This is a genomic window from Pseudomonas sp. SHLD1, from assembly GCF_028640935.1.
GTDB classification, from domain to species: domain Bacteria; phylum Pseudomonadota; class Gammaproteobacteria; order Pseudomonadales; family Pseudomonadaceae; genus Chryseomonas; species Chryseomonas aestiva.
Map to the genome: position 1 here is coordinate 31,707 of NZ_JAQZAD010000019.1, position 26,358 is coordinate 58,064.

At 65.4% G+C, this 26,358-nt stretch carries 22 protein-coding genes; 12 read left to right on the forward strand and 10 right to left on the reverse strand.

The features are described from left to right. Positions 1–5: 5 nt before the first annotated feature. The 3 genes from PVZ77_RS14225 to purM are packed head-to-tail and all read right to left on the reverse strand — an operon-like array spanning position 6 to position 2,461. Positions 6–719: a DUF3108 domain-containing protein gene (locus tag PVZ77_RS14225; protein ID WP_273809069.1), complete on the reverse strand. Its 714-nt coding sequence runs from the start codon at positions 717–719 to the stop codon at positions 6–8. Positions 720–734: 15 nt separating this feature from the next. Further along, the gene (gene purN, locus PVZ77_RS14230) at positions 735–1,403 is read right to left on the reverse strand and encodes a phosphoribosylglycinamide formyltransferase (RefSeq protein WP_273809070.1); all 669 of its coding nucleotides are present in this window, start codon (positions 1,401–1,403) and stop codon (positions 735–737) included. Continuing rightward, positions 1,400–2,461, reverse strand: coding sequence for a phosphoribosylformylglycinamidine cyclo-ligase (gene purM, locus PVZ77_RS14235; RefSeq protein WP_273809071.1), 1,062 nt, complete (start codon positions 2,459–2,461; stop codon positions 1,400–1,402). The genes purN and purM overlap by 4 nt, the downstream gene beginning before the upstream one ends. A 285-nt stretch (positions 2,462–2,746) precedes the next feature. Here purM and PVZ77_RS14240 point away from each other — a divergent pair, with 285 nt between their 5' ends. Then, positions 2,747–3,835, forward strand: a complete 1,089-nt coding sequence (locus PVZ77_RS14240) for a DUF2066 domain-containing protein (protein WP_273809072.1) — start codon at positions 2,747–2,749, stop codon at positions 3,833–3,835. A gap of 97 nt (positions 3,836–3,932) precedes the next feature. Beyond that, entirely contained in the window at positions 3,933–4,637 is a 705-nt protein-coding gene (hda, locus tag PVZ77_RS14245; protein ID WP_273809073.1) for a DnaA regulatory inactivator Hda, read from the forward strand. Between the two features lie 12 nt (positions 4,638–4,649). Here the strand turns inward: hda and wrbA are convergent, their stop codons facing one another. Together wrbA and arsC are read right to left on the reverse strand one after the other, a co-directional pair. Next, entirely contained in the window at positions 4,650–5,252 is a 603-nt protein-coding gene (wrbA, locus tag PVZ77_RS14250; protein WP_273809074.1) for an NAD(P)H:quinone oxidoreductase, read from the reverse strand. Then, on the reverse strand, positions 5,249–5,602 hold the full coding sequence (arsC, locus tag PVZ77_RS14255; protein ID WP_273809075.1) for an arsenate reductase (glutaredoxin): 354 nt from the start codon (positions 5,600–5,602) through the stop codon (positions 5,249–5,251). The genes wrbA and arsC overlap by 4 nt, the downstream gene beginning before the upstream one ends. A 91-nt stretch (positions 5,603–5,693) precedes the next feature. Here arsC and PVZ77_RS14260 point away from each other — a divergent pair, with 91 nt between their 5' ends. Further along, the gene (locus PVZ77_RS14260; RefSeq protein WP_273809076.1) at positions 5,694–6,944 is read left to right on the forward strand and encodes a YihY family inner membrane protein; all 1,251 of its coding nucleotides are present in this window, start codon (positions 5,694–5,696) and stop codon (positions 6,942–6,944) included. Then, positions 6,941–7,228 carry an acylphosphatase gene (locus PVZ77_RS14265; protein ID WP_273809077.1) on the forward strand — a complete coding sequence of 96 codons (288 nt, stop codon included), beginning with the start codon at positions 6,941–6,943 and terminating at the stop codon, positions 7,226–7,228. Before PVZ77_RS14260 ends, PVZ77_RS14265 begins: the two co-directional genes overlap by 4 nt. Before the next feature lie 16 nt (positions 7,229–7,244). On the opposite strand, the gene PVZ77_RS14270 is transcribed toward PVZ77_RS14265, so the two are convergent. Then, positions 7,245–8,951 carry a proline--tRNA ligase gene (locus PVZ77_RS14270; RefSeq protein ID WP_273809078.1) on the reverse strand — a complete coding sequence of 569 codons (1,707 nt, stop codon included), beginning with the start codon at positions 8,949–8,951 and terminating at the stop codon, positions 7,245–7,247. Between the two features lie 151 nt (positions 8,952–9,102). Then, positions 9,103–10,425 carry an OprD family porin gene (locus PVZ77_RS14275; protein WP_273809079.1) on the reverse strand — a complete coding sequence of 441 codons (1,323 nt, stop codon included), beginning with the start codon at positions 10,423–10,425 and terminating at the stop codon, positions 9,103–9,105. 368 nt (positions 10,426–10,793) lie between these two features. On the opposite strand from PVZ77_RS14275, the gene PVZ77_RS14280 reads away from it, so the two are divergent. The 3 genes from PVZ77_RS14280 to PVZ77_RS14290 all read left to right on the forward strand — a co-directional run bounded on the left by PVZ77_RS14280 (position 10,794) and on the right by PVZ77_RS14290 (position 16,456). Continuing rightward, positions 10,794–11,210: an HIT domain-containing protein gene (locus PVZ77_RS14280; protein WP_273809080.1), complete on the forward strand. Its 417-nt coding sequence runs from the start codon at positions 10,794–10,796 to the stop codon at positions 11,208–11,210. Continuing rightward, entirely contained in the window at positions 11,207–11,416 is a 210-nt protein-coding gene (locus tag PVZ77_RS14285) for a SlyX family protein (RefSeq protein ID WP_273809081.1), read from the forward strand. The genes PVZ77_RS14280 and PVZ77_RS14285 overlap by 4 nt, the downstream gene beginning before the upstream one ends. A 192-nt stretch (positions 11,417–11,608) precedes the next feature. Then, the gene (locus PVZ77_RS14290) at positions 11,609–16,456 is read left to right on the forward strand and encodes an NAD-glutamate dehydrogenase (protein ID WP_273809082.1); all 4,848 of its coding nucleotides are present in this window, start codon (positions 11,609–11,611) and stop codon (positions 16,454–16,456) included. Positions 16,457–16,565: 109 nt separating this feature from the next. On the opposite strand, the gene PVZ77_RS14295 is transcribed toward PVZ77_RS14290, so the two are convergent. Then, positions 16,566–17,591, reverse strand: coding sequence for an alpha/beta fold hydrolase (locus tag PVZ77_RS14295; protein WP_273809083.1), 1,026 nt, complete (start codon positions 17,589–17,591; stop codon positions 16,566–16,568). Between the two features lie 215 nt (positions 17,592–17,806). Here PVZ77_RS14295 and PVZ77_RS14300 point away from each other — a divergent pair, with 215 nt between their 5' ends. From PVZ77_RS14300 to PVZ77_RS14315, 4 genes are all read left to right on the forward strand, one after another. Continuing rightward, entirely contained in the window at positions 17,807–20,056 is a 2,250-nt protein-coding gene (locus PVZ77_RS14300; RefSeq protein WP_273809084.1) for an ATP-binding protein, read from the forward strand. Positions 20,057–20,064: 8 nt separating this feature from the next. Further along, positions 20,065–20,526, forward strand: a complete 462-nt coding sequence (locus tag PVZ77_RS14305; RefSeq protein ID WP_273809085.1) for a response regulator — start codon at positions 20,065–20,067, stop codon at positions 20,524–20,526. Positions 20,527–20,625: 99 nt separating this feature from the next. Continuing rightward, positions 20,626–23,037 carry a response regulator gene (locus PVZ77_RS14310; RefSeq protein ID WP_273809086.1) on the forward strand — a complete coding sequence of 804 codons (2,412 nt, stop codon included), beginning with the start codon at positions 20,626–20,628 and terminating at the stop codon, positions 23,035–23,037. A 27-nt stretch (positions 23,038–23,064) separates the two neighbouring features. Then, entirely contained in the window at positions 23,065–23,634 is a 570-nt protein-coding gene (locus tag PVZ77_RS14315; protein WP_273809087.1) for a biliverdin-producing heme oxygenase, read from the forward strand. A gap of 9 nt (positions 23,635–23,643) precedes the next feature. Here PVZ77_RS14315 and PVZ77_RS14320 read toward each other — a convergent pair whose 3' ends face one another. After that, complete coding sequence (locus PVZ77_RS14320) at positions 23,644–24,519, reverse strand: hypothetical protein (protein ID WP_273809088.1); 876 nt, start codon at positions 24,517–24,519, stop codon at positions 23,644–23,646. Between the two features lie 185 nt (positions 24,520–24,704). On the opposite strand from PVZ77_RS14320, the gene PVZ77_RS14325 reads away from it, so the two are divergent. Continuing rightward, positions 24,705–25,724: a quinone-dependent dihydroorotate dehydrogenase gene (locus tag PVZ77_RS14325; RefSeq protein ID WP_273809089.1), complete on the forward strand. Its 1,020-nt coding sequence runs from the start codon at positions 24,705–24,707 to the stop codon at positions 25,722–25,724. Positions 25,725–25,841: 117 nt separating this feature from the next. On the opposite strand, the gene rmf is transcribed toward PVZ77_RS14325, so the two are convergent. Continuing rightward, positions 25,842–26,057, reverse strand: coding sequence for a ribosome modulation factor (gene rmf / locus PVZ77_RS14330; RefSeq protein ID WP_007159291.1), 216 nt, complete (start codon positions 26,055–26,057; stop codon positions 25,842–25,844). Positions 26,058–26,358 lie beyond the last annotated feature (301 nt).

Here is a 26,358-nt window from a genome sequence, read left to right on the forward strand (position 1 = left end):
CAGGATCAGTTGGCGCCTTTCACCGTGCGCCCGTTGACCGAGCCTTCCTTGAGGCTGGTCTGGTATTCCTTGCCGTCGCTCTCCTGCTGGTAGAGACGTACCAGCAGATAGTCCCAATCCTTGGCGAACCACAGTTCGGTCTTGCGGCTGCTCTTGGTGGGATCACGCACGCGCTCTACCTTAATGGCATCGAACAGACCCAGCGGGGTGCGGATCCGCTCCGGACCGATGACGCGGAAGTCGTAGGTGTCGATGCTGTCACCGTCGACGATCTGGTAGCTCATGCTCTTCTTGCCGTCGGCCACGTCCTGCTGCAGCTTGAGCTGGTAGGTCGACTTGTCCAGCAGACCACGATCCAGTGGCAGGCTGACCGGATCGTCCTTGTCCTTGCCGGTGACCTTCTTGGCGGCCCAGTCGAAGGTCAGTTCGCTCTCGCGGCTCTTGCCCAGCCCGCTGCGCTTGTACTGGTAGGTGTCCGGCAGGAAGGCTTCGCCTTCGCGGCGGAAGGTGCTGGATTCGTTGAGGCCGGCGACCAGCATGGAGGCTTCGAACTTCAGCTCCCAGCGACCATCGGTTTCTTTCTCCAGCGAGCGTTCGGCCGAGCCGCTGACCGGCATCTGCTTCCAGTCGGCGGTGTAGCTGGCCGTGAACGGCTGCAGGTCGAAGGCGAAGGCCGAGGCGCTGCAGAGGGTGGCCAATAGGAACAACAGACGTCGCATCAGTTTCTCCTTGGATCAAGAAAGGGAGGCCGCGGCCGTCAGTGACGGCAACGTGGCCCCGGTAGGCGGCAATGCCTCGCCATCGAGCTCGGCACCCAGGGTACCCAGCCGCAGACGACCTTCGGCGAACAACCGCACGGCCACAGGATAAAGGAGGTGCTCGGCGGCGTGTACCCGTGTCGCGAGGCTCTCCGCCGTGTCTTCGGCCCGCACTGGCACCCGCGACTGCAGGACCACCGGACCGCCATCCAGTTCTTCGGTGACGAAGTGCACGCTGCAGCCGTGCCAGGCATCGCCGGCGTCAAGGGCGCGCTGGTGGGTGTGCAGGCCCTTGTACAGTGGCAGCAGCGAGGGATGGATATTGAGCAGGCGACCCTGGTAGCGCCGCACGAAGGCTGGCGTGAGGATGCGCATGAAGCCGGCCAGGACAACCAGATCAGCGCCCTGGGCATCGATGGCGGCCGCCAGGGCCGCATCGAAGCTGTCGCGATCGCCGTGGTCGCGATGGTCGATGACCCGGGTGGCGATCCCCGCCTGGCGGGCCCGCTCCAGGCCATAGGCCTCGGCGCGGTTGGCGATCACCGCGGCGATCCGCACCGGTGGTGTAGCGGCGTCGATCAGGGCTTGCAGGTTGCTGCCGTGGCCGGAGATGAGCACCACCACGGCGCAGTCGGCAGAACTCATCCGTGCTGTTTCAGATTGTTCAGCACGACCTGGTCGGCGCCCTCGGCGGCCTGTTCGATACGGCCGATGACCCAGGGCTGCTCGCCCTCGGCACCCAGCACCTGCAGGGCGCCTTCGACCTGATCCTGGGCCACGCAGATGACCATGCCCACGCCGCAGTTCAGCACGCGGTGCATCTCGGTCTCGTCGACGTTGCCCTGCTGCTGCAGCCAGTCGAACACCGCCGGACGCTGCCAGCTGGCCACGTCGAGCACCGCCTGGGCGCCCTCGGGCAGCACGCGCGGGATGTTGTCCAGCAGACCGCCACCGGTGATGTGGGCCATGGCCTTGACCGCGCCGGTGTCCTTGATCAGCTTGAGCAGCGGCTTCACATAGATGCGGGTGGGCGCCATCAGCAGTTCGGTCAGCGGCTGGCCGTCGAGCTGGATGTTCTCGATGTCGGCGCCGGCCACCTCGATGATCTTGCGGATCAGCGAATAGCCGTTGGAGTGCGGCCCGGAGGAGGGCAGGGCGATCAGGGCGTCACCGGTGGCCACCTTGGAACCGTCGATGATCTCGGACTTTTCCACCACGCCGACGCAGAAGCCGGCCAGGTCGTAGTCTTCGCCCTCGTACATGCCGGGCATCTCGGCGGTCTCGCCACCCACCAGGGAGCAGCCCGCCTGTTCGCAACCGGTGCCGATGCCGGTCACCACCTGGGCGGCGACGTCGACATTGAGCTTGCCGGTGGCGTAGTAATCGAGGAAGAACAGCGGTTCGGCGCCGCAGACCACCAGGTCGTTGACGCACATGGCGACCAGGTCGATGCCGATGCTGTCGTGCTTGGCCAGGTTCATGGCCAGGCGCAGCTTGGTGCCGACGCCGTCGGTGCCGGAGACCAGTACCGGCTGGCGATAGCCTGCCGGGATCTCGCACAGGGCACCGAAGCCCCCCAGGCCGCCCATGACTTCCGGGCGGGCGGTGCGCTTGGCGACGCCCTTGATGCGTTCTACCAGAGCCTCACCGGCGTCGATGTCTACACCGGCGTCCTTGTAGCTCAGCTGGGGTTGTTTGCTCATGAATCCTGGCCTTTGGCTAATGGCGAAACGAGCCGGCTGGCGCCAGCCGGCAATGAGGCGGGCGATTTTACCAGAAGCCGTGCCAAAGCACGCGGCCCGCCGCGGCCTCCGGTCCGGGTGGCGATGGCACCCGGCCAGCTCGCCGTGGTCTGAGCCTGGTCGCCCATCCGTTCGCCGGGCGGGCAGTCTCTGCGGCTACCTTCTGCGCAGCCCGCGACCCAGTGCCCTTGCTCGCGGATCGGGCGGCTTTTAAGGTATGCCCCTTGCCCTTTCTATGGAATCGCCATGCGCCGTCTCGTCCTTCCGTTGCTCGCTTCGCTACTGGTCCTGAGTCCGCTCGCCCGCGCCGAGGTGGTGGACAACCTTTACCAGGTCCGCGAGCCGGTGACCTCGCAACAACCGGACGAGCGCAATGCCGCCCTCAAGCGCGCTCTGCAGGTGCTGGCCGGACGCCTGACCGGTAATCCCCAGGCCGGCCAGACCCCGGGTCTCGCCAGTGCCCTGGCGGCGCCCGAATCCCTTATCAGCCAGTACAGCTATGACGCCGGCCCGCCGGAGGTGCTGGTGGCCAACTTCGACCCGGCCGCTACCGAGCGTGCCCTGGGCCAGGCGGGGCTCTCGGTGTGGGGCGCCAATCGTCCGGTGGTGATGATCTGGTGGCTCAACGACGCCGACAGCGGGGCGGCCCTGGTGGGTGATGGCCAGCCCGCCAGCACCGGCGTCCAGCGTGGCGCCCAGCGCGCCGGCCTGCCGATCCGCCTGCCGTTGGCCGATCTCAACGAGCAACTGGCCGGCACTGCCGCCAACATCGACGCCAACGACCCGACCGCCCTGCGCCAGGCCTCCGAGCGCTACGGCGCCAATGCCCTGCTAGCCGTGCATGCCAAGCCCCAGGGCAACGGCTGGCAGGCCCAGTGGCGCCTGTGGAACAACGGCGCCGCGGAGCAGGGCAGCAGCCAGGCGGCCGATCAGGACGCCCTGGCTGCCGCGGTACTGCAGGACGTAGCCGCGCGCCTGTCGAAGAAATTCGTTTCCCGTCCGGGCACCACCCAGCCGCTGACGCTGGTGGCCGACAATTCCAATTTCGAGCGCTATGCCCAGCTGCAGAAAGTCCTGGAGCCCCTGTCGAGCCGCCTGGTCAAGGTCGAGGGGACCCAGCTGACCTACGACCTCACCGCCAATCCGGACCAGTTGCAGGCGCAACTCGGTCTCGCCGGACTGCAGCCCGCCTCGGCGCCGGCCGCCCCTGCCACTCCGGCACCGGCGACTCAGGGGGTACCCGTCGACGCCACGGCCACGCCGAGCGCGCCTACGGCCCAGCCGGCCCCATCCGCTCAGCCAGCGCGTACCACCCTGTATTTCCGCTGGCCATGAGGACCAGCGCCCAAGACTGAAGCGGCTGCTGCGAGGGACCGGGGATTTGGTTAGACTTGGCGCCCTCGCGAAACTGCCAAGAGCCGTTCGAGCTGGCATGATGCCTTTACAGCTGCCCCTGGGCATTCGTCTGCGTGACGACGCCACCTTCGTCAATTACTACCCTGGCGCCAATGCCGCGGCGCTCGGCTATGTCGAGCGTCTCTGCGATGCGGATGCCGGCTGGACGGAAAGTCTGATCTATCTCTGGGGTGGCGCTGGCGCCGGTCGCAGCCATCTGATGCAGGCCGCCTGTCACCGCCTGGAGGAACTGGGCGAGCGCGCCATCTACCTGCCCATGGGTGAACTGGCCGACTACGGCGTCGAATTGTTCGACAACCTCGAGCAGTGCGAACTGGTCTGCCTCGACGATCTCGATGCCCTGGCCGGCCAGCGGCGCTGGGAGGAGGCGCTCTTCCACCTGTTCAATCGCCTGCGCGATGCCGGCAAGCGGTTGCTGATCTCCAGTACCGCTTCGCCGCGGCAATTGCCGGTGCAACTGGCCGATCTCAAGTCGCGACTAACCCTGGCGCTGGTCTTCCAGTTACGTCCGCTGTCCGACGAAGACAAGCTGCGCGCCCTGCAGCTGCGGGCCTCCCGCCGCGGCCTGCACCTGACCGACGAGGTCGGCCGCTTCATCCTCTCGCGCAACACCCGCAGCATGGATGCCCTGTTCGACATGCTCGAACGCCTGGATCAGGCCTCGCTGCAGGCGCGACGCAAGCTCACCATTCCCTTCGTCAAGGAAATCATGAGCTGGTAGCCGCGCCGGCGACTACTTCTTCTGCAAGCGACCCGCCAGGGTCGCCAGGCGCTTGCCCAGGGCCCGGCACAGTGCCGTCTCCTGTTCGTCCAGCGCGCGCTTGCCATCCGCCCCGGCGAAATGACTCGGGCCATAGGGCGTGCCGCCACCCTTGGTTTCCAGCAGGGCGCTCTCGCTGTAGGGCAGGCCGGTGATGAGCATGCCGTGGTGCAGGAGCGGCAGCGCCATGGACAGCAGCGTGCTCTCCTGGCCGCCATGCAGACTGGCGGTGGAGGTGAAGACCCCGGCGGGCTTGTCCACCAGGGCGCCGGTCAGCCAGAGGCTGTTGGTTCCATCCAGAAAATACTTCATGGCGGCGGCCATGTTGCCGTAGCGCGTCGGGCTGCCCAGGGCGAGGGCCGCGCAATCGCGCAGATCATCGAGGGTGGCATAGACCGCACCCTGCTCGGGCACCGCCGGGGCGACGGCGGCGCACTCGGCGGACACCGCCGGCACCGTGCGCAGGCGCGCGGCCATGCCGGCCATCTCGACCCCGCGGGCGACCTGGCGAGCCATCTCGGCGGTGGCACCATGGCGGCTGTAGTAGAGCACCAGGACGTAGGCTTCGGGGGTCATTGCAGGATCTCCAGGACACGCTCGGGGGGACGACCGATGACGGCGCGTTCGCCGCATACGGCGATGGGTCTTTCGATCAGTTTGGGATGGGTGGCCATGGCCGCGATCAGCGCGTCTTCGTCCAGCGCCGGATCGGCGAGGCCCAATTCGCGATAGGCCTCCTCCCCGGTGCGCAGCAACTGGCGCGCGCCCAGGCCCAGCTTGGCGAGCAGCTCGCGCAAGGCGGCTGCATCCGGCGGCGTCTCCAGGTAGGGCACCACGGATACAGCTAGCTCGCGGCTTTGCAGCAACTCCAGCGCCGCTCGCGATTTCGAGCAGCGCGGATTGTGATAGAGGACGATTTCACTCATAGGCTGATCCATAGAAGGTAAGATGGCCATTGTAGCGGGTTGGCGAGGACTGCCGCGCCAGCCCTTGACCGTGCCTTTCGAGGAACCGCCAATGCCGGCCCGCTTGCGTGAACTGCTGTCCTTCGTTCGCTACCTCGCCGACCGCTTCATCGAGGACCGGGCGCCCAACAACGCCGCGGCCCTGACCTACACCACCCTGTTCGCCGTGGTCCCGGTGATGACCGTGACCTTCGCCATGCTCTCGGCGATACCCGCCTTCCAGGGCACCGAGGTGCAGATCCAGGCCTTCATCTTCCGCAACTTCGTGCCCTCCACCGGGGCGACCCTGGAAGAGTACCTGCGCAACTTCATCGAGCAGGCCCGCCACCTGACCTGGCTGGGCGTGGCCCTGCTGGCCGTGACGTCCTTCTTCATGCTGGTGACGGTGGAAAAGACCTTCAACGACATCTGGCGCGTGCGCATTCCGCGGCGCGGGGTCTCCAGCTTCCTGCTCTACTGGGCGGTGCTCAGCCTGGGGCCCCTGCTGCTGGGCGCCGGCTTCGCCATGAGCACCTACCTGGCCTCGGTGGCCCTGGTGTTCGGCTCCTATGGCATGTCCGGTGCCCAGGCGCTGCTCAAGGTCACGCCGTTGCTGTTCAGCATCGCCGCCTTCACCCTGATGTATGCCGCCGTCCCCAATACCCGGGTGCCGCTGCGCCACGCGCTGATCGGCGGGGCCCTGACCGGGGTCCTGTTCGAGGCGGCCAAGAGCCTGTTCGGTCTCTATGTCTTCTATTTCCCCGGCTACCAGCTGATCTATGGCGCCTTCGCCACGGTGCCGCTGTTCCTGGTCTGGATCTATGTCTGCTGGCTGATCGTGCTGCTGGGCGCGGAGGTGGTCTGCAGCCTGTCCACCACCCACCACTGGCGCCGCGCGCCGCTGCCGGCCTTCTTCATCCTGCTCGCCGTGCTGCGGGCCTTTCTGGAGCGCCAGCAGAGCGGCTCCAGCCTGCACCTGGGGCGGCTGCACCAGGCCGGCTGGAAGCTGCCGGAGCATGAATGGCATGCGGTGCTGGCCTTCCTGCAACAGGAGCGTCTGGTATGCCAGAACGACAGCGGCCACTGGGTGCTCTGCCGTGACCTGCATGGCTATGCGCTGTTGGATCTGCTGGATCGCGCGCCCTGGGCGCCGCCTGCGCCGGATTGCTGGCCGCCCGCCGAACGCTTTCCCGGTGACTGGTATCCGCAGCTGCAGGCGGCTTTCGCGCGGCTGCAGGCACAACGTCATGAGCTGCTGGCCGGGAGCGTGGCCCAGTGGCTCAGGGTCGCGCCGGCGCTGGAAGAAAGGGGTGCCCCGCGATGAGGGACGGATCGGCGCGTCGTGGCCTGATCAGTGGGCGCGTACAGGGCGTCTACTATCGCGAGAGCACGCGGCAGGCGGCGCAGCGACTGGGCGTCAGCGGCTGGGTGCGGAATCTGGCGGATGGCCGGGTGGAGTGCCACCTGGAAGGTTCGGTCGAGGCCCTCGCCCATATGGAGCGCTGGCTCTGGCAGGGACCGGCAGCGGCCCAGGTGACCGGGGTGGTGCTGGAGGAGGTGGGCTGTGAAGGCTTCACCGACTTCCAGGTCAGGCGCACGGACGCCTGACCTGGAACGGTAGCCCTCAGCGGGCCTTGAGGAAATCGACGATCTCGGCCAGGGCGATGTTGTGGCTATCGCTGTCGGTACGGCCCTTGTATTCGACCAGGCCTTCATTGAGGCCGCGCTCACCCACCACCAGGCGATGAGGGATGCCGATCAGCTCCATGTCGGCGAACTTCACGCCAGGGCTGGTCTTCTTGTCACGGTCGTCCAGCAGCACGTCGAAGCCGGCGGCCTTCAGTTCGCCATAGAGGCGATCGGTCGCTTCCTTCACCGCGGCGTTCTCGTACTTCATCGGCACCAGGGCGACGTTGAACGGTGCCAGGGCAGCCGGCCAGCGGATGCCGCGCTCGTCATGGTTCTGCTCGATGGCAGCGGCGACCACGCGGGACACGCCGATGCCGTAGCAGCCCATGGTGAGAAGGGTAGGCTTGCCTTCCTCGCCCAGGACCGACAGCTTCATCGCCTCGCTGTACTTGGTGCCCAGCTGGAAGATATGGCCCACTTCGATGCCGCGCTTGATCACCAGGGTACCCTGGCCATCGGGGCTCGGATCGCCGGCCACCACGTTGCGCAGGTCGGCGACCTGGGGCAGCGGCAGATCGCGTTCCCAGTTGACGCCGAAGTAGTGCTTGTCTTCCTGGTTGGCGCCGATGCCGAAGTCGCTCATCAGGGCGACCGAGCGATCGACGATGCAGGGGATCGACAGATTCATCGGGCCCAGAGAGCCAGGGCTGGCACCGATGGCCGCGCGGATTTCGGGCTCGGTGGCGAACACCAGGGGGCTGGCGACTTCCGGCAGGTTGGCCGCCTTGATCTCGTTCAGTTCGTGATCGCCACGGACCACCAGGGCGATCAGCTTGCCTTCCTCGGCGCCACGCACGACCAGGGTCTTCACCGTCTTCTCGATGGCCAGACCGAATTTCTCCACCAGATCGGCGATGGTCTTGGTGTCGGGGGTATCGACCAGACGCAACTCTTCGCTGGCGGCGCCACGCGCGGTTTCCCGCGGTAGGGCCTCGGCCTTCTCGATGTTGGCGGCGTAGTCGGAGCTGTCGCTGAAGACGATGTCGTCTTCACCGGAGCCGGCCAGTACATGGAATTCGTGGGAACCGCTGCCACCGATGGAACCGTTGTCGGCCTGCACCGGACGGAAATTCAGACCCAGGCGGCTGAAGACGTTGCAGTACGCCTGGTACATGGCGTCGTAGGTTTGCTGCAGCGACGCCTGGTTCAGGTGGAAGGAATAGGCATCCTTCATCACGAATTCGCGGCCGCGCATCAGGCCGAAGCGCGGGCGGATCTCGTCACGGAACTTGGTCTGGATCTGGTACAGGTTGATCGGCAGCTGCTTGTAGCTGTTCAACTCGTTGCGCATCAGGTCGGTGATGACTTCCTCGTGGGTCGGGCCCACGCAGAAGTCACGCTGATGGCGGTCCTTCAGGCGCAGCAGCTCGGGGCCGTACTGCTCCCAGCGGCCGGATTCCTGCCACAGCTCGGCGGGCTGGATCGCCGGCATCAGCACCTCCAGGGCGCCGGTGGCGTTCATTTCCTCACGCACCACGGCTTCCACCTTGCGCAGCACGCGCAGGCCCAGCGGCAGCCAGGTATAGAGACCGGAGGCCAGCTTGCGGATCATGCCGGCACGCAGCAGCAGCTGGTGGCTGATCACCACGGCATCGGAAGGGGTTTCTTTGAGGGTGGACAGCAGGAACTGGCTGGTACGCATGGCTAGGCGGTCTGTCGGCATCGAGACGGGACCGGCATTGTACGGCGGGGTGGGGCAGGGCGTACAGGGACGCGGGCGGCGCCGACCGGAGGCCGGAAAAGAACAGCCCGGCGAATGCCGGGCTGCTGGATCGTACGAGGTACGCTGTCCCTTACAGGATGCTCAGCGGGTACTCGGTGATCAGGCGGAACTCGTTGACGTTACCGCTACCGCCAGTACCGGTGCTCGCGTCGCCACGGTGCCAGGTCTGGCGAATACGGAAGGACAGATCCTTGGCCGGGCCGCTCTGCAGAACGTACTTGGCTTCAAGGTTGGTCTCGTGTTCTTTATCGCCGTCTTGGTAGAGGTTGGCGTAGGCAGTATTGGCGTTGGGTGCATCGATGCCAGTGCCACGCACATAACGGGTCATGAAGCTCAGGCCGGGTACGCCCAGGGTGGCCATGTTCAGATCGTAGCGCGCCTGCCAGGACTTCTCGCCCGGGGCGTTGAAGTCGGAGAACTGGATGGAGTTGGCCAGGAAGATGCTGTCGCCACCGCTACCCAGGGCGCCGCCTTTGCCGCCTGCACCCACATAGTCGAACGGAGTGTCACCATTCACTTTCTGGAAGGCCAGAGTAAAGGTATGGGCATCGATGCTATAGGCAGCAGCCAGCGAGAAGGTGTTGTTGCTGATCTTGCCTGCGTCGGCGCTACCGGTGTCTTCAGTGTAGTAGTAGTTGGCGTCGAAGGTCAGGGACTGGTTCGAAGACAGCGGCTGAACGTAGTTCAGGTTGCCGTAGTACTGATTCCAGATGTCCTGGAGTTTGCCGTAGTACAACGAAGCACTCAGCTGATCGTTCAGCTTGTACTTGCCGCCCACGTAGTCGCCCGACTTGCTGGTTACGCCCGCGTACTCAGCACCCAGGTTGCCGTCGTGGTAGGTGTTGATGTTGTCGCGACCGGCGGTGAAGTGGCCCGCTTCCAGGAACAGGTTCTGGATTTCTTCGCTGGTCAGCATGAAGCCGGTAGCGGTCTGCGGGAACAGGCGGCTGCCACCCACGGCGAACACGGGCGAGGTCGGCTGCAGGTTGCCGTACTTCAGCACGGTATTGGAGATGCGCAGTTTGACTGCGGCGCCAGCGGTGGAGTACTCGTCGTTCGGGCGGCCATCGTTGCCGATCGGCAGGTTGCCGGTGCCGGCATAACCCTTGCCGCCATCGAGCTTGATGCCGAGGTAGCCGAAGGCATCCACACCGACGCCTACGGTGCCCTGAGTGAAGCCCGACGCGTAGTTAAGCAGGAAGCCATGGCTCCAGTCGCGACGGTCGTTCGAGCCGCCATCACGATCCCGGTTGAAATAGTAGTTGCGGTTCAACAGGTTCAGCTTGCTGTCTTCGACAAAGCCCTTGGATTCGGACTGCTGGTCGGCGAAAGCCAGTTGAGTGGTCCCTGCGGCTACTGCCAGGGCGAGAATGCTCCACTTCATCGCTTGCATCAGAAATGCTCCTTTGGGTTGAAAGTCAGCCATCGTGTCAGCCGTGGCTGTTTGTTCTAATGGCGGCACATATAGCACCTCTCTCGGAGGGGCGATAGGCTTCATCAAAATTTTGCATGTGATGAGCGGATTAACCGTGACTCTTAAGAAAGCGCTTTAAGAGTTCCCGTCCGATCGTCGTACCCGGATCGTGATAGCAAAAAGCGTGCACAAATCCTCAAACGTCGAGCACGCCTGTCTACCGCAAGGCTACTCCCCGGGTGACGGGCAGTTTCGGGAGGGTTGATTGCACCTTTGTGACACCAAAGGTTTCACGTTGCCCAAGCCGTGCACACTTTTAGTGCTGACTGGTGTTAGCAGGAGATGAGATGTTCCAAATAGATCCACGACTGGCCGGCGATTCCCTGGAAGTGACGTCCTTGACGCTGTGCCAGGTATTGCTGCTGAACGATCGCCGCTATGACTGGCTGGTGCTGGTGCCCCGCCGCGAAGGTGTTACCGAGGTCCTCGACCTGTCACCCCAGGACCAGGCACAACTGTGGCGAGAGGTGACACTTGTTGCCCAGGTGTTGCGTAACGCTCACCCTGACTGCAAATTGAACATCGGCGCCCTGGGTAACGTTGTCCGGCAATTGCACCTGCATGTCCTGCTGCGGCAGGAAGGTGATCCGGCCTGGCCCGGCCCGGTATGGGGGCACTCGCCACGCGAGCCCTATGGCGCCGAGGCCGGCCACGCTGCCGCCGAGCGCTGGCGGGTGCAGCTCGAACAGGAGGTACCGGCATGACCCTCGAAGAACGTATCGCCGACCTGGAGATGCGCCAGGCTTTCCAGGACGACACCATCCAGACCCTCAACGACATCATCGTCGAGCAGCAGCGGACCCTGGATCGCTGCGCGGCACAGATCCGCATGCTGGCCGAACGCCAGGTGGAGTTGCAGAGCGCGGGCGGTGGCGGCATGCCGGACGAAGCCCCGCCGCCACACTATTGAGATCCGTTCCGCAGCTGAATCTTGTTGTCGCCCTGACGTACGTGCGCAGGCGGCTTTGCCGGCTACTCTAGCGGCACTGCATCCTTGCACTTTTTTGGTGCAGTCCGGCCTCGTCCCTTGTGGAACTCGCTCCGGGAGAGGCCTGTCCTCTGCGGAGCGAAGCCCACAGCACCTTCAGGACGGAGTACGGTTATGGCGTTTTTCACCGCTGCCAGCCAAGCGGATTTCCAACAACAACTCAAGAATGCCCTCGCGGCCCATGTCGAAGGGGATACCCTCGAACAACTGGATCGCTTCACCGCCCAGTTCTTCGGCATCGTCCCGCTGGAAGAACTCACCCAGCGTCGGCTGTCCGATCTGGTCGGCTGCGTGCTGTCGGCCTGGCGCTTGCTGGACGTCTTCGATCCGGCGGAGCCGCGGGTACAGGTCTTCAATCCGGATTACGAGCGACACGGCTGGCAATCGAGCCACACCGTGGTCGAGGTGTTGCACGCCGACTCCCCCTTCCTGGTGGATTCGGTACGGATGGAGCTCAATCGCCAGGGCTACAGCGTCCATACCTTGCAGAACAGTGTCCTCAGCGTGCGCCGGGATGCCCAGGGTCGCCTGCTCGAGCTGCTGCCCAAGGGCCAGCAGGGCGAAGGGGTCACCCGCGAGGCCCTGATGTTCCTCGAGATCGACCGTTGCGCGGCCACCACCGAATTGCGCACCCTGGAGGCGGCGCTGCAGGAGATCCTCGGCGAGGTCCGGCTGACCGTCGGTGACTTCGCGGCCATGAAGGCCAAGGTCGCCGATCTGCTGACCTGGCTGGATCGGCGTCCGGCCGGTGTGGAGGAGGGTGAACTGGCCGAGGTGAAGGCCTTCCTCGACTGGCTGCGCAACGACAGATTCACCTTCCTCGGCTACGAGGAGTTCACCGTCGAAGGCGATGGCGAGACGGCGATTCAGCGCTATGTGCCCGAGTCCCTGCTGGGGCTGTCGCGCCGTTTGCGTGGCCGGCCCGAGACCGCCGAGATCACGCTGTCCGGTGATCCGCTGCGCTATCTGCGCGAGCCGGTGCTGCTGTCCTTCGCCAAGGCGGCCGACCCGAGCCGGGTGCATCGCCCGGCCTATCCCGATTTCGTTTCCCTGCGCGAGGTGGATGCCAGCGGCCGGGTGGTGCGCGAGCACCGCTTCATGGGCCTCTATACCTCCAGCGTCTACAACGACAGCGTGCGGGAGATTCCCTATATCCGCCGCAAGGTCGACGAGGTGCGTCGCCGCGCCGACTTCGATAGCAGCGCCCACCTCGGCAAGGAGCTGGCCCAGGTCCTCGAAGGCCTGCCGCGGGACGATCTGTTCCAGACCCCGGTGGACGATCTCTTCAGCACTGCCATGGCCATCGTGCAGATCCAGGAGCGCAGCAAGGTCCGCGTCTTCCTGCGCCGCGATCCCTATGGCCAGTTCTTCTATTGCCTGGCCTATGTGCCGCGCGACATCTACTCCACCGAAGTGCGCCAGCGCATGCAGCAGATCCTCATGGATCGCCTGCACGGCACCGATTGCGAATTCTGGACCTTCTTCTCCGAGTCCGTGCTGGCACGGGTGCAGTTCATCCTGCGCGTCGATCCGCTGCAGCCGCAGGACGTCGATCCGGCGCGCCTGGAGCAGGAGATGGTGCAGGCCTGCCGCAGCTGGAAGGACGACTTCGCCAGCCTGATGGTGGACAGCTTCGGCGAGGCCCAGGGTACCTCCATCCTGGCCGACTATCCGTTGGGCTTCCCGGCCGGCTACCGCGAGCGCTTCGCACCGCACCTGGCCGTGGTGGACATGCGTCACCTGCTGGCCCTGAAGGATGATCGCCGCCTGGCCATGGGCTTCTACCAGCCGCTGACCCAGACCGGCGACAACATCCTGCACTGCAAGCTCTACCACGCCGATACGCCCCTGGCGCTGTCGGACGTCCTGCCGATCCTGGAAAATCTCGGCCTGCGCGTGCTGGGCGAATTCCCCTATGAGCTGCGCCATCGCAATGGCCGCCGCTACTGGATCCACGATTTCGCCTTCACCACCGTGGCCGGCCTGGAGCTGGATCTGCAGCAACTCAACGACACCTTCCAGGACGCCTTCGTCCAGGTGGTGGACGGCCAGGCGGAAAACGACAGCTTCAACCGCCTGGTACTGACCGCCGGCCTGCCCTGGCGGGACGTCGCGGTGCTGCGGGCCTATGCGCGCTATCTCAAGCAGATCCGCATCGGCTTCGACATCGGCTATATCGCCGCCACCCTCAATGCCCACGTCGACATCGCCCGGGAGCTGGTGCGGCTGTTCCGCATGAAGTTCTACCTGGCGCGGCGCATGACCAGCGAGGACCTGGACGACAAGCAGCAGCGTCTGGAGCAGGCCATCCTCAGCGCCCTTGACGACGTCGCGGTGCTCAACGAAGACCGCATCCTGCGGCGCTACCTGGACCTGATCAAGGCGACCCTGAGAACCAACGTGTTCCAGACCGACGCCGCGGGCAAGCCCAAGGCCTACTTCAGCTTCAAGCTCGATCCCAAGGCCATTCCCGAGCTGCCGCGCCCGGTGCCGCGCTACGAGATCTTCGTCTACAGCCCGCGCGTGGAAGGGGTGCACCTGAGATTCGGCAACGTCGCCCGCGGCGGCCTGCGCTGGTCGGATCGCGAGGAAGACTACCGCACCGAGGTGCTGGGCCTGGTCAAGGCGCAGCAGGTCAAGAACTCGGTGATCGTCCCCGTGGGTGCCAAGGGCGGCTTCGTGCCGCGGCGTCTGCCCACCGGTGGCTCCCGTGACGACATCCAGGCCGAGGCCATCGCCTGCTACCGCATCTTCATCAGCGGCCTGCTGGACATCACCGACAACCTCAAGGATGGCGAGGTTGTCCCGCCGGCTGCGGTGGTGCGCTACGACGGCGACGATCCCTACCTGGTGGTGGCGGCCGACAAGGGCACCGCGACCTTCTCCGACATCGCCAATGGCATCGCCCAGGACTACGGTTTCTGGCTCGACGATGCCTTCGCCTCCGGTGGCTCGGCGGGCTATGACCACAAGAAGATGGGCATCACCTCGCGGGGCGCCTGGGTCAGCGTGCAGCGCCACTTCCGTGAGCGCGGCATCGATGTGCAGACCGATCCGGTCACCGTGGTGGGCATCGGCGACATGGCCGGCGACGTCTTCGGCAACGGTCTGCTGCGTTCGCGCAGCCTGGAGCTGGTGGCGGCCTTCAACCACCTGCACATCTTCATCGATCCCAATCCGGACGCCGAGCGCAGCTATGTCGAGCGCGAGCGGCTGTTCAACCTGCCACGTTCGAGCTGGACCGACTATGACGCCAGCCTGATCTCCCAGGGCGGTGGCATCTTCCCGCGCAGCGCCAAGCGCATCGCCATCAGCCCCGAGATGAAGGCGCGCTTCGATCTGCAGGCCGATCACCTGACGCCCAACGAGCTGATCAATGCCCTGCTCAAGGCGCCGGTCGATCTGATCTGGAACGGCGGCATCGGCACCTACGTGAAGGCCAGCTTCGAAACCCACGCCGATATCGGCGACAAGGCCAACGACGGTCTGCGCGTGGACGGCTGCGACCTGCGCGCCAAGGTGATCGGCGAGGGTGGCAACCTGGGCATGAGCCAGCTGGCACGGGTGGAATTCGGCCTGCACGGCGGCGCCTGCAACACTGACTTCATCGACAACGCCGGCGGCGTGGACTGCTCCGACCACGAGGTCAACATCAAGATCCTGCTGGGCGACGTGGTCTCCGCCGGCGACATGACCGTCAAGCAGCGCAATACGCTGATGGGCGAGATGACCGACGAGGTCGGCGAGCTGGTGGTCGCCAACAACTACATGCAGACCGGTGCCCTGTCCCTGGCGGAATATCGCGCGCGGACCCACCTGGCCGAATACCAGCGGCTGATCGTGGATCTCGAAGGCCGCGGCAAGCTGGATCGCACCCTGGAATTCCTGCCCAGCGACGAGGTGCTCGCCGAGCGCGCCGCCAAGGGGCAGGGGTTGACCCGTTCCGAGCTGTCGGTGCTGATCTCCTACAGCAAGATCGACCTCAAGGAACAGTTGCTGGCGTCCACGATGCCGGACGACGAATATCTCGCCCGGGACATGCAGGGCGCCTTCCCGCAACGCCTGACCGAGCAATTCCCCGAGGCGATGGCGCGCCACCGTCTCAAGCGCGAGATCGTCGCCAACCAGATCGCCAATGACCTGATCAACCACATGGGCATCACCTTCGTGCAGCGCCTGTGCGAATCCACCGGCATGAGCGCGGCCGATGTCGCCCGCGCCTATGTGGTGATGCGCGATGTGCTGCACCTGCCGCACTGGTGGCGTCAGGTGGAGGCCCTGGATCACCAGGTGCCGGCCGAATTGCAGTTGCGCCTGATGAGCGAGCTGATGCGCCTGGGACGGCGGGCAACCCGCTGGTTCCTGCGCAGCCATCGCAGTGGCCTGGACGCGGGCGCCGTGGCGGCCTTCTTCGGGCCGCGCATCGCCGCGCTGGGCGTACGGCTGGACGAGCTGCTGCAGGGCGAACCGCGCCAGGACTGGGAAGAGCGCTTCCGCGCCTATACCGAGGCGGGCGTGCCTGAACTGTTGGCACGGGTCGTCGCCGGGACCAACCACATCTATACCTTGTTGCCGGTGATCCAGGCCGCGGAGGTCACCGTCCAGGATCCGCTGGAGGTGGCGGCCACCTGGTTCGCCGCGGGTGATGTGCTGGATCTGGCCTGGTATCAGCAGCAGCTCAACCAGTTGCCGGTCGCCAATGCCTGGCAGGCCCTGGCGCGCGAGGCCTTCCGCGACGAGGTGGATCTGCAGCAGCGCACCATCACCATCGCCATGCTCAATCTGAGCGGAGCACCCAACGATCCGGAGGCCCGGCTTTCGCTGTGGCTGGAACGGCATCGGGCGGCGGTGGAGCGCTGGCGTGGTCTGCTGGTGGATCTGCGCAATGCCAGCGGTCAGGACTATGCGATGTACAGCGTCGCCACTCGTGAGCTGGCGGATCTGGCCAGCAGCAGCGTCTGAGGCAGAAGCGCGCCCGCGAAGGTATTTCGCGGGTGCGCTGATCCGACAGCCCAAGACCAAGGCGGCGTACCCTCGGGTGCGCCGCCTTTTTTTCACTCCTGGAATAGGGTCAGGGTTTCGATTGGGTCGAGGGTGGCTGGAGGGCGTTCAGCCCTTGCAGCAGCGCCTGGTGGAAGCGTTCCGGCGCCTGCATCTGCGGCGCATGGCCCAGGTCGTCGAATTCCACCAGGGTCGCCTGGGGAATGCGCCGGGCCGCCGCCTTGCCCAGTTCGGGATAGTGACCCAGCTGCGCCTTGAGGGCGGCCGGCGCCGCATCCTTGCCGATGGCGGTGGTATCGCGCTGGCCGATCAGCAGCAGGGTGGGCATGTGCAGCCGGTCGAATTCGTAGACCACCGGCTGGCTGTAGATCATGTCGTAGATCAGGGCGGAGTTCCACGCCACCCGCTCCTTACCCGGTCCTTCGTTGAGACCCGCGAGCATTTCCACCCAGCGATCGTAGGTGGGGGACCATTGGCCGGCGTAATAGGTGCTGCGCTCATAGTCGCGGATGGCGGCGGCCGAGGTCTTGAGCTCCCGGGCATACCACTGGTCGACGCTGCGATAGGGCACGCCCAGCGCCTTCCAGTCTTCCAGGCCGATGGGATTGACCAATACCAGCTGCTCGGTGGCCTCGGGATAGAGGAGGGCGTAGCGTGTCGCCAGCATGCCGCCGGTCGAATGGCCGATCAGGGTCGCCCGGGCGATGCCCAGGTGGTCGAGCAGGGCGCGGGTGTTGGCGGCCAGTTGCTGGAAGCTGTATTGATAGTGCGCCGGTTTGCTCGACTTGCAGAAGCCGATCTGGTCCGGAGCCACGATCCGATAGCCGGCAGCGCTCAGCACCTGGATGCTTTGCGCCCAGGTACCGGCGCAGAAGTTCTTGCCGTGCAGCAGGACCAGGGTCCGCCCGTTGGGTGTTCCGCTCGGCGCGACGTCGAGATAGGCCATTTCCAGAGGCTGTCGCTGGGAGTCGAAGCTGAAGGTCTTGACCGGGTAGTCGTAGGCGAAGCCTTCGAGACGTTCGCCATAGACGGGCGCCGCCTGGGTGAGCGGACTCAGCAGCAGGGCGGCCAGGGGGAGGGCGAGGCGCAGGGACATGGGCAGGATCCTGGGGTCAAACCAGTTCCGACCGGACGCCGGTGGCGAAGATTCCAGGTTGTCCCTCGAGTGCTGTCGGCCTTGCTGCCGGTGTCCGGGCTGCAGGCCGTTTCGCTTCGCCTCCCGCCCCGGGTCTGATAGTCTGGATGACCTTTGTTTCCGTTTCGGCGCACCGCTTTCCCTGCGCTTCTTCCCGATCACACGAGGTTCCCGGTTTGGCGCTCGAGTCACCTTCCAAGACGCAGCCCGACGCTCTGGCCGATTGTGCCAATGAGCCGATCCACATTCCCGGCAGTATCCAGGAACATGGCTTCCTGTTCGCCGTGGAAGAGCCGGATCTGCGCATCGTCCAGGCCAGCGCCAACGTGCGCGAGTACCTTGGCGTCGCCGTGGAGGAGGTACTGGGTCGCACGCTTGGCGAATTGCTGCCGGAGCGCGATCTGCCGGCCATGCTCGGGGCCCTGACCCAGGAAGAACAGAATCCCATCTATCAGGGCGACGTCACCCTGGGGCCGCAGCAGCAGACCTTCGCGCTGTTCATGCATCGCTTCGGTGGGGTGCTGATCGTCGAATTCGAGGCGCCGGTGGACAGCCGGCTCGGCCTCAATACCCTCTATCCCATGGTGCGGGTGTTCATCGAGCAACTGCACCAGGCCGGAACCGTGGATGCCATCGCCACGCTCGCGGTGCGCGAAGCCAAGCGCATCTCCGGCTTCGACCACACCATGATCTATCGCTTCGACGAAGAAGGTCACGGACAGGTGCTGGCCGAGGAGTGCGATCCCGGCGTACCCAGCTATCTGGGGCTGAGATTTCCCGCCTCGGACATCCCGGCCCAGGCCCGCCGCCTGTACCTGGCCAACCGCATCCGGGTGATCGGCAATGCCTACTACCAGCCGTCGCCGCTGCAGCCGCAGACCAATCCGCTGACCGGCCAGCCGCTCGACCTCAGCTTCGCGCAGCTGCGCAGCGTATCGCCGGTGCACCTGCAGTACATGAGAAACATGGGCACCCTGGCGTCCATGTCGGTGTCCATCGTGGTCGGCGGCCGCCTCTGGGGTCTGGTGCTCTGTCACGACCGCCAGCCGCAGCGGGTATCCTTCCAGACGCGGACCGCCTGCGAGCTGTTCGGTCGGGTGCTGTCGCTGCAGATCGATGCTGCCGAGACCCACGCGGAATCCGATCGTCGGCTGGCGCTGCGTCAAGCCATGGTGCAGATGCTCTCGACCATGGCCGACCGCGACAGCGTCTGCCAGGGGCTGCTGGAATTGCCCCAGGTCTATCTGGATTTCGCCCGGGCACAGGGCGCTGCCATCATCTCCTCCGACGGCACCGAGCTGATCGGTCAGGCGCCGCCGCGCGACGTGGTGGATAGCCTGGTCGAGTGGTTGTCGGTCAACGTCAAGGATCACTACGTCACCGACAACCTGGCCAAGGACATCGCCGCGCTGCCGCAGCTGGCCCAGTATGCGGCCGGGGTGCTTGCCGTACCCATCTCCGAATTGCATTCCCATTACCTGATCTGGTTCCGCAGCGAGCTGGTGCAGGTGGTCAACTGGGCCGGGCGGCCAGCCAAGCAGGAAGGCAGCGACGGACGCCTGTCGCCCCGGCAGAGTTTCGTGCTCTGGCAGGAGACGGTCCGCGGACTGTCGCTACCCTGGTCGCCGCTCGAGCTGGAAAGCGCCATCGAATTGCGCAATGCGGTGCGCGGGATCGTCCTGCGCAAGGCCGAGGAGATGGCCGAGCTGGCCGAGGAGCTGCAACGCAGCAACAAGGAACTGGCGGCCTTCTCCTACAGCGTGTCCCACGACCTGCGTGCGCCGCTGCGCCACATCGCCGGCTATGCCGAGCTGCTGGGCGACATCGAAGGCGGCAAGCTGTCGGACCGGGGGCGGCGCTTCCTGGAAAACATCGGGTCGTCGGCGCGCTTCGCCGGCAGCCTGGTCGACAACCTGCTGAGCTTTTCGCAGATGGGGCGCGCGGCGATCCGCTATTCCGACGTCAATCTGACCGCCCTGGTGGAAGCCATTCGCGAAGAGATGGCCCCGGACTATGCCGAGCGGCAGGTGGAGTGGCACATCGGGCCCCTGCCTGTCGTCATCGCCGATGCCGCCTTCGTCCATCTCGCCTTGCGCAACCTGCTGGCCAATGCCATCAAATACAGTCGCTACGAAGAACCGGCGGTGATCGAGATCGGCACCTTGCCGAGTGATTCCGAGGACATCATCTTTGTCCGGGACAACGGTGTGGGTTTCAATATGGATTACGTGGGCAAGCTGTTCGGCGTCTTCCAGCGCCTGCACCATGCCGATGAATTCGAAGGGGTCGGCATCGGTCTGGCCAGCGTCAGACGCATCATCGAGCGTCATGACGGTCGGGTCTGGGCCGAGGGTGCCATCGGCGAGGGCGCTACCTTCTATTTCGCCCTTCCCAAGCAACGACCGTCCCCGGTACACAAAAGGTAGTTCTGTTCATGCTCAAACCCATTGTGCTGGTCGAAGACAATCCGCACGATCTGGAGCTCACCCTGGTGGCTCTGGAGCGCAGCCAGCTGGCCAACGATGTCGTGGTCCTGCGCGACGGCGCCGAGGCGGTCAGTTACCTGCTGCGCCGCGAGCCCTATGCCGAGCGCGAACCGGGCAATCCCGCCGTGATGCTGCTGGATCTCAAGCTGCCCAAGGTCGATGGCCTCGAGGTGCTGGAGCTGGTGCGCAAGACCCCGGAGCTGTGCAGCGTCCCCGTGGTCATGCTGACGTCGTCGCGGGAAGAGCCCGACCTGGAGAAGGCCTACGAGCTGGGCGTGAACGCCTATGTGGTCAAGCCGGTCGAGTTTCGCGATTTCGTCGCCGCGATCAGCGATCTCGGCGTATTCTGGGCCGTGCTCAATGAGCCGCCGCCGGGATCGCGCCGCGTCGTCAGACGCACTGGTCGCTAACGAGTGAAGATCAGTGCATCCTTATCCAGTCACCCGCGACCGGCAGATATGCGCGACCCAGCTCCACTGAGCGAACAGATCCAAGGCCGACGTCCGTTTATGCCTCTCTCGAAACAGATCAAGATCCTGCTGGTAGAGGACAGCAAGCTCGATGCCGAGCTGATCCTGATCGAGCTGGAAAGGCACGGCTTCGAGCTGCAATCCAAGATCGTCTATGAACGTACCGGTCTGACCCTGGCGCTGAGCCAGCAGACCTACGACATCATCCTTTCCGACATCATCCTGCCGGGCTTTTCCGGTGCCGAGGCCCTGCGCGTGGCGCGGGCGCTGACGCCGGAAACCCCCTTCATCTTCGTCTCGGGCATCTTTGGTGAAGTGCACGCGGTGGAGATGATGCGCCTGGGCGCCAACGACTATGTGCTCAAGCAGAGCATGGAGCTCTTGGCCAAGGCGGTCGAGCGGGCACTGCTGGTGGTGCACGAGCGCCGCGAACGGCGCCGCGCCGAAGAGGCCCTGCACAGCCTGGAAGTCAGGTCCCGCCTGGCTATGGACGCCTCCCGGCTGGGCATGTGGGAGTACCTGCCGGCCAGCCGTACGCTGGTCTGGGATGAGCGCTGCAAGGCCATGTTCGGCCTGCCGGCCGATGCGGTGGTCGATCTCGGGGTGTTCGCTCGCCTGTGCGGCAGCGATGGCCTCGAACGCTTTCTCGACACGGTCCGCCAGGCGGGCGCCGACGAGCGCGACGATGACTACCGCAGCGAATACCGCATTCGCCTCGACGATGGCGCCCAGCGCTGGGTCGAGACCCGCGGGCAACCCTTCTTCGATGCCGGCGTCTGCACCCGCTTCCTCGGCGTGATGCTCGACATCACCCAGCAGCGCGACGCCGCGGAGAAACTCGAACGACTCAACGTCAGTCTCGGCGAGCGCGTCGAGGAGCGTACCCGTGAGCGCGATCGGACCTGGGATCTCACCCGCGATCTGCTGCTGGTGTGCAAGCCCGACGGTACCCTGGTGGCGCTCAACCCGGCCTGGGAAGAAAATCTGGGCTGGTCGCGGATGGAGCTGCTCGATTCCTCGCTGCTGGCGCTGGTACATCCCGACGAGCGCTTCATCACCGACAACGAACTCAAGCAGCTGGCCACCGGTGCGACCAGTCAGCGCTTCGTCAATCGTATCCGCCACCGCGACGGCAGCTATCGCTGGATTTCCTGGACGGCGGTGCCGGATGCCGGCATGACCTATTGCTCCGGACGGGACATCTCCTCCGAAGTCCTGGCAATGGAGGAGCTCGCCGCGGCGAATCGACAGTTGCGCGAGCAGATCGACGAGCGCGAGCGGGTGGAAGACACCCTGCAGCAGATGCAGCGCCTGGAGGCCGTGGGGCAGCTCACCGCCGGCGTGGCCCATGACTTCAACAACCTGCTCACCGTGGTGCTCAGCAGTGCCAGCTTCCTCGAGCGGGATCTGACGCGCCTCGAAGCGAGTGACAAGACCCAGGGGCGGGTGCAGAACATCCGCGAAGCGGGCGAGCGGGGCGCCAAGCTCACCGCCCAGCTGCTGGCCTTCTCCCGCCGTCAGCGTCTGGCGCCCAAGCCGGTCAAGCTCAACGAAACCGTCGAAGGCATGCTCGAACTGCTGCGCAGCACCATGGGTGGCAGCGTCTGGATCGAGACCCACCTGCGCGCCGATTGCTGGCACGCCCTAGTCGACCCGACCCAGATCGAACTCATCATCCTCAATCTGGCGATCAATGCCCGGGATGCCATGGCGGTCGGCGGCACCCTGCGGCTGAGCACCTCCAACCAGACCATCAGTGAGCCACCCCAGCGTCCGGAAGAACCCGAGCCGGGCGAGTACGTGCTGCTGGCGGTGCAGGATTCCGGCACCGGCATGAGCGAAGAGGTGCTGGCCAAGGCCTTCGAGCCCTTCTTCACCACCAAGGAGGTGGGCAAGGGCTCCGGTCTGGGCCTGGCCCAGGTGTTCGGCTTCGCCAAGCAGTCCGGCGGTGGCGTGCGCATCGAGACGCAGATGGGCAGCGGTACCACGGTGCTGGTCTATCTGCCGCGTACCGAGGCGGAAGATGCCGTGGATCCGGTCGGGTTACCGACCCCGGGTCGTGACGAGCAAGCCGCCGAGCGCCGTATCCTGCTGGTCGACGATGATCATGCGGTGCGCAACGTGACCGCCGCGCTGCTGGCGGATCTCGGCTATCAGGTGGTGGAGGCCAGCAACGGCTTCGCCGCCCTGAGCGCCCTGGAGCGCGACCCGCAGATCGATCTGCTGCTGGCCGATTTCGCCATGCCCGGCATGAATGGTGCCGAGCTGGCTCGCCAGGTGCGCAAGCGGTTGCCGCAGTTGCCGGTGGTCTTCATCACCGGCTACGCCGAACTGGGCGAACTCGACCCCGAACAGTCATTCATCGTGCCCAAGCCCTTTCGCGAGGCGGATCTGGCCGCACGGCTGCAGGCCGCCCTGCGCGGCGAGAAGCCCCAGCCTTCGCCGCTCTGAAGACCGAGGTCACTACGAGGTATTTGCGTGTCCACCATCCGTGAAATGTTGCGGGCCGAGGGCGGTGCCCTGCACCAGCAGGTCGATGCCACCTTTGGCCGCTATGCGTTGCAGACGCGACCCCATTACACCGCCTTTCTCCAGGCCCATGCCCAGGCCCTGATCGGCCTCGAGGAGTTGCTGGAGCGTTCCGGCATCCAGCGCCTGTTGCCCGACTGGGCGGAACGTCGCCGCCGCGGGGTGCTGATGGAGGATCTGCAGCGTCTGGCCGCCGACAGGCCCGAACCCGTCGTCCTCGAGCGCCTGCTCGACGAAGGCGAATGCTGGGGGGTGGCCTATGTGCTGGAGGGTTCTCGCTTGGGCTCGCGACTGCTGGATCGTCATGCCGGCGAGAGTCCGGATGAAGCGGTGCGCGACGCCCGGGCCTATCTGGGGCATGTGCCGCCCACGGGTGCCTGGCCGGGATTCCTGCAGCGACTGGACGAGGCGGGCAGCGATGCGCGGCTACACTCGGCGATGCTGGCCGGTCAGCGCCTGGCCTTCGAGGTGTTCCTGGCGGCGGGGCAGCGTCACGCGCCTGCGGTGGCTGCCTGCTGAGAGGCTAGCCTAGAACGCCTGCAGATAGCCGATCACCTCGGCGGCACCCAGGCGTTCGAGAATCTCGGCGAGGACCCGGGTGCTCGCCACTTCATTGGGTAGCAACAACCACTCCAGATCCTGACCAGGCGCGGGCAGCGGCAGGCGGGCATAGTCGAGCTTCAGCCCCAGCAGCACCTGGACGAAGTCCGGATGATTCCAGACCGCATTGGGCAGGGCATAGACCGCGAAGGCCTCCTGCAGGCGGTCGATGGCCGTCTGATCCAGGCTCAGGCACTGGATCTGCGCCGGCACTTCCACGGCGATACCACGGATGCGGGCGTAGGCGATGATGCTGGCAAAGGCGAGGGTGGTGGCCGCCTCGTTTTCCAGGAACAGCCGCGTACCCCGCCAATTGGCCTGGCGCAGGCGCAAGGGCTGCTCCGCAGAGAGATTCGGCAGGGTGCGATAGAGCGCCGCCTGGAAATCCCGATAACCGATGATCCGGACCTGCTCGCGAGCCGCAGGCAGGGCGGCCAGTTCTTCCAGCTGCACCGCCGAGTCAGGGGCGCTGTCGCCCAGCCGCTGGCAGAGGCCTTCGATGGCGCGCAGGTCCAGGGCGGCAACCTGCTGGGTATCGGCGATCACCAGCTGGCTGAGCAGGGCATGGGCGCGGCTCTTGATTTCCTGGGTCGGACCGGACAGAGCGGCGCGTGGCAGGCCAAGGAGCAGATGCAGCGGGTGGCCTTCATCCCACCAAAGACTGGCGCTGGGTGCGGGCAGGGGGAGGAAGGCATCGGCCAGGCGTTCCAGACAACGCTGGATGCGGCGGCTGGCCAGCGAGGGATGCAGATGCAAGGCCAGTGAAGACCAGGGGCTGCCCAGGAGGTTGGCACTGTTGCTCATGAGGTCTCCGGGGCGGATAGGAACTGCACGACCGATTCTAGCGTGGGACAGACCGCGTTATCGTCAAATGATTCCTGAAAGGTAGGATCTTTTGTGCGAGTGACCGTTCGGGTCCGCGGCGAGCGACGTATGGCGGGTGGCAAGCCTGTATAATGCGCGCTTTCCGAATTGCCTGTGAGTCCGCCATGTACGACGCGCTCCGTCCTCTGCTTTTCAAAATGTCTCCCGAAGGATCGCATGATCTGGCATTGGACCTGATCGGCGCCGCGGGTCGTCTGGGCCTGACGGGCCTCGGTCGGCGGCCGGGCCGGCTGCCGGTGCAGGTCATGGGTCTGGAGTTTCCCAATCCGGTGGGCCTGGCCGCCGGACTCGACAAGAACGGCGCCGCCATCGACGGCTTTGCCGGCCTGGGCTTCGGCTTCATCGAGATCGGTACCGTGACGCCACGGCCGCAGCCGGGCAATCCCAAGCCGCGGCTGTTCCGCCTGGAGCAGGCCGACGCCATCATCAACCGCATGGGTTTCAACAATGCGGGCGTGGATGCCCTGATCGAACGGGTCAAGGCTGCCCGCTTCCAGGGCGTGCTGGGAATCAACATCGGCAAGAACGCCAGTACCCCGGTGGAACGGGCGGTGGACGACTACCTGATCGGTCTGGAGCGGGTCTATGCCCACGCCAGCTACGTCACGGTGAACGTGAGTTCGCCCAACACGCCCGGCCTGCGCAGCCTGCAATTCGGCGATGCGCTCAAGAGCCTGCTGGAAGCCCTGCGCCAGCGTCAGGAAGACCTGGCGGTGCGTCATGGCCGGCGGGTGCCCATCGCCATCAAGATCGCCCCGGACCTGACCGATGAAGAGATCGTGCTGACCGCCCAGGCGATCCGCGATGCCGGGATGGACGCCATCATCGCCACCAACACCACGCTGGGCCGGGAAGGGGTGGAGAATCTGCCCTATGCCGCCGAGGCCGGTGGCCTGTCGGGTGCTCCAGTGCGGGAGAAGAGCACCCATGTGATACGGGTGCTGGCCGCTGAGCTGGGTGGCCGGCTGCCGATCATCGCTGCGGGTGGGATCCTGTCCGGGGAAGATGCGGCGGAAAAGATCGCGGCGGGCGCCAGCCTGGTGCAGCTCTACAGCGGCTTCATCTATCGCGGACCGGCGTTGATCCGGGAAGCCGTGGATGCGATCGCCGCGGCGCGCCCCTGAGGGGAGGGGGCTCGCTGGGAGCCCCCGTGGGACCGGGTCCCTGATCCCGGGAGAGGATCTGACTGGAAAGAAACCAGAACGCTGTGGAAGCCCAGGGCTTCCGCTAGTGAAATCGAATTAGCCTACGGCTTGAAGTTGATTCATGCGTTGAAGACCGGCGGTGCCTACGTAGCCGTCCCATTGGTCGCTACGGCCCTCACGCCAGCCATTGAGCCAGGCCTGCCGGACGGCGTCCTGGGTGAAGGGGCAGAGGTCCCGCGATTTGCCCACGATGCCGTGCTGATAACCACGCTGGAAAGCTCGTTCCATTGGATCACGCTTGAGTCTTCTCATAGGGTAGTGCCCTCGTAGGTTGACTTGCAGATTGTCCATGGCCCGTTGCAGGCCTGGATGCCAGAGCCGGCGTCCCGGCATCCGCCCCGCACCTTCGCGCTGCGGGTGGTCAATTACTAACCAAAGGGGCTCTGGCTGGGAACGACCTTTTAGCTATAAGCCGTAATCAAATCGAAATGAAATGGCGATAAACCGCCGCTGGAATGCCGTCACTGCGGCTTGTTGAGACGCAGTCAAACCTTCTCGCGAGGAGCTGTCCTTGGCGGTCAATCCGACCAAAGGCAGAAAGTTCCTTGCGCTA

Bases quoted from the DNA above. Each gene is read 5' to 3' on its own strand.
- PVZ77_RS14240 (WP_273809072.1), top strand. From the start codon at position 2,747: ATGCGCCGTCTCGTCCTTCCGTTGCTCGCTTCGCTACTGGTCCTGAGT.
- arsC (WP_273809075.1), bottom strand. From the start codon at position 5,602: ATGAGTGAAATCGTCCTCTATCACAATCCGCGCTGCTCGAAATCGCGA.
- purM (WP_273809071.1), bottom strand. From the start codon at position 2,461: ATGAGCAAACAACCCCAGCTGAGCTACAAGGACGCCGGTGTAGACATC.
- PVZ77_RS14270 (WP_273809078.1), bottom strand. From the start codon at position 8,951: ATGCGTACCAGCCAGTTCCTGCTGTCCACCCTCAAAGAAACCCCTTCC.
- PVZ77_RS14275 (WP_273809079.1), bottom strand. From the start codon at position 10,425: ATGCAAGCGATGAAGTGGAGCATTCTCGCCCTGGCAGTAGCCGCAGGG.
- PVZ77_RS14310 (WP_273809086.1), top strand. From the start codon at position 20,626: ATGCCTCTCTCGAAACAGATCAAGATCCTGCTGGTAGAGGACAGCAAG.
- wrbA (WP_273809074.1), bottom strand. From the start codon at position 5,252: ATGACCCCCGAAGCCTACGTCCTGGTGCTCTACTACAGCCGCCATGGT.
- purN (WP_273809070.1), bottom strand. From the start codon at position 1,403: ATGAGTTCTGCCGACTGCGCCGTGGTGGTGCTCATCTCCGGCCACGGC.
- PVZ77_RS14325 (WP_273809089.1), top strand. From the start codon at position 24,705: ATGTACGACGCGCTCCGTCCTCTGCTTTTCAAAATGTCTCCCGAAGGA.
- PVZ77_RS14320 (WP_273809088.1), bottom strand. From the start codon at position 24,519: ATGAGCAACAGTGCCAACCTCCTGGGCAGCCCCTGGTCTTCACTGGCC.
- PVZ77_RS14225 (WP_273809069.1), bottom strand. From the start codon at position 719: ATGCGACGTCTGTTGTTCCTATTGGCCACCCTCTGCAGCGCCTCGGCC.
- rmf (WP_007159291.1), bottom strand. From the start codon at position 26,057: ATGAGAAGACTCAAGCGTGATCCAATGGAACGAGCTTTCCAGCGTGGT.
- PVZ77_RS14290 (WP_273809082.1), top strand. From the start codon at position 11,609: ATGGCGTTTTTCACCGCTGCCAGCCAAGCGGATTTCCAACAACAACTC.
- PVZ77_RS14260 (WP_273809076.1), top strand. From the start codon at position 5,694: ATGCCGGCCCGCTTGCGTGAACTGCTGTCCTTCGTTCGCTACCTCGCC.
- PVZ77_RS14295 (WP_273809083.1), bottom strand. From the start codon at position 17,591: ATGTCCCTGCGCCTCGCCCTCCCCCTGGCCGCCCTGCTGCTGAGTCCG.
- PVZ77_RS14285 (WP_273809081.1), top strand. From the start codon at position 11,207: ATGACCCTCGAAGAACGTATCGCCGACCTGGAGATGCGCCAGGCTTTC.
- hda (WP_273809073.1), top strand. From the start codon at position 3,933: ATGATGCCTTTACAGCTGCCCCTGGGCATTCGTCTGCGTGACGACGCC.
- PVZ77_RS14280 (WP_273809080.1), top strand. From the start codon at position 10,794: ATGTTCCAAATAGATCCACGACTGGCCGGCGATTCCCTGGAAGTGACG.
- PVZ77_RS14265 (WP_273809077.1), top strand. From the start codon at position 6,941: ATGAGGGACGGATCGGCGCGTCGTGGCCTGATCAGTGGGCGCGTACAG.
- PVZ77_RS14305 (WP_273809085.1), top strand. From the start codon at position 20,065: ATGCTCAAACCCATTGTGCTGGTCGAAGACAATCCGCACGATCTGGAG.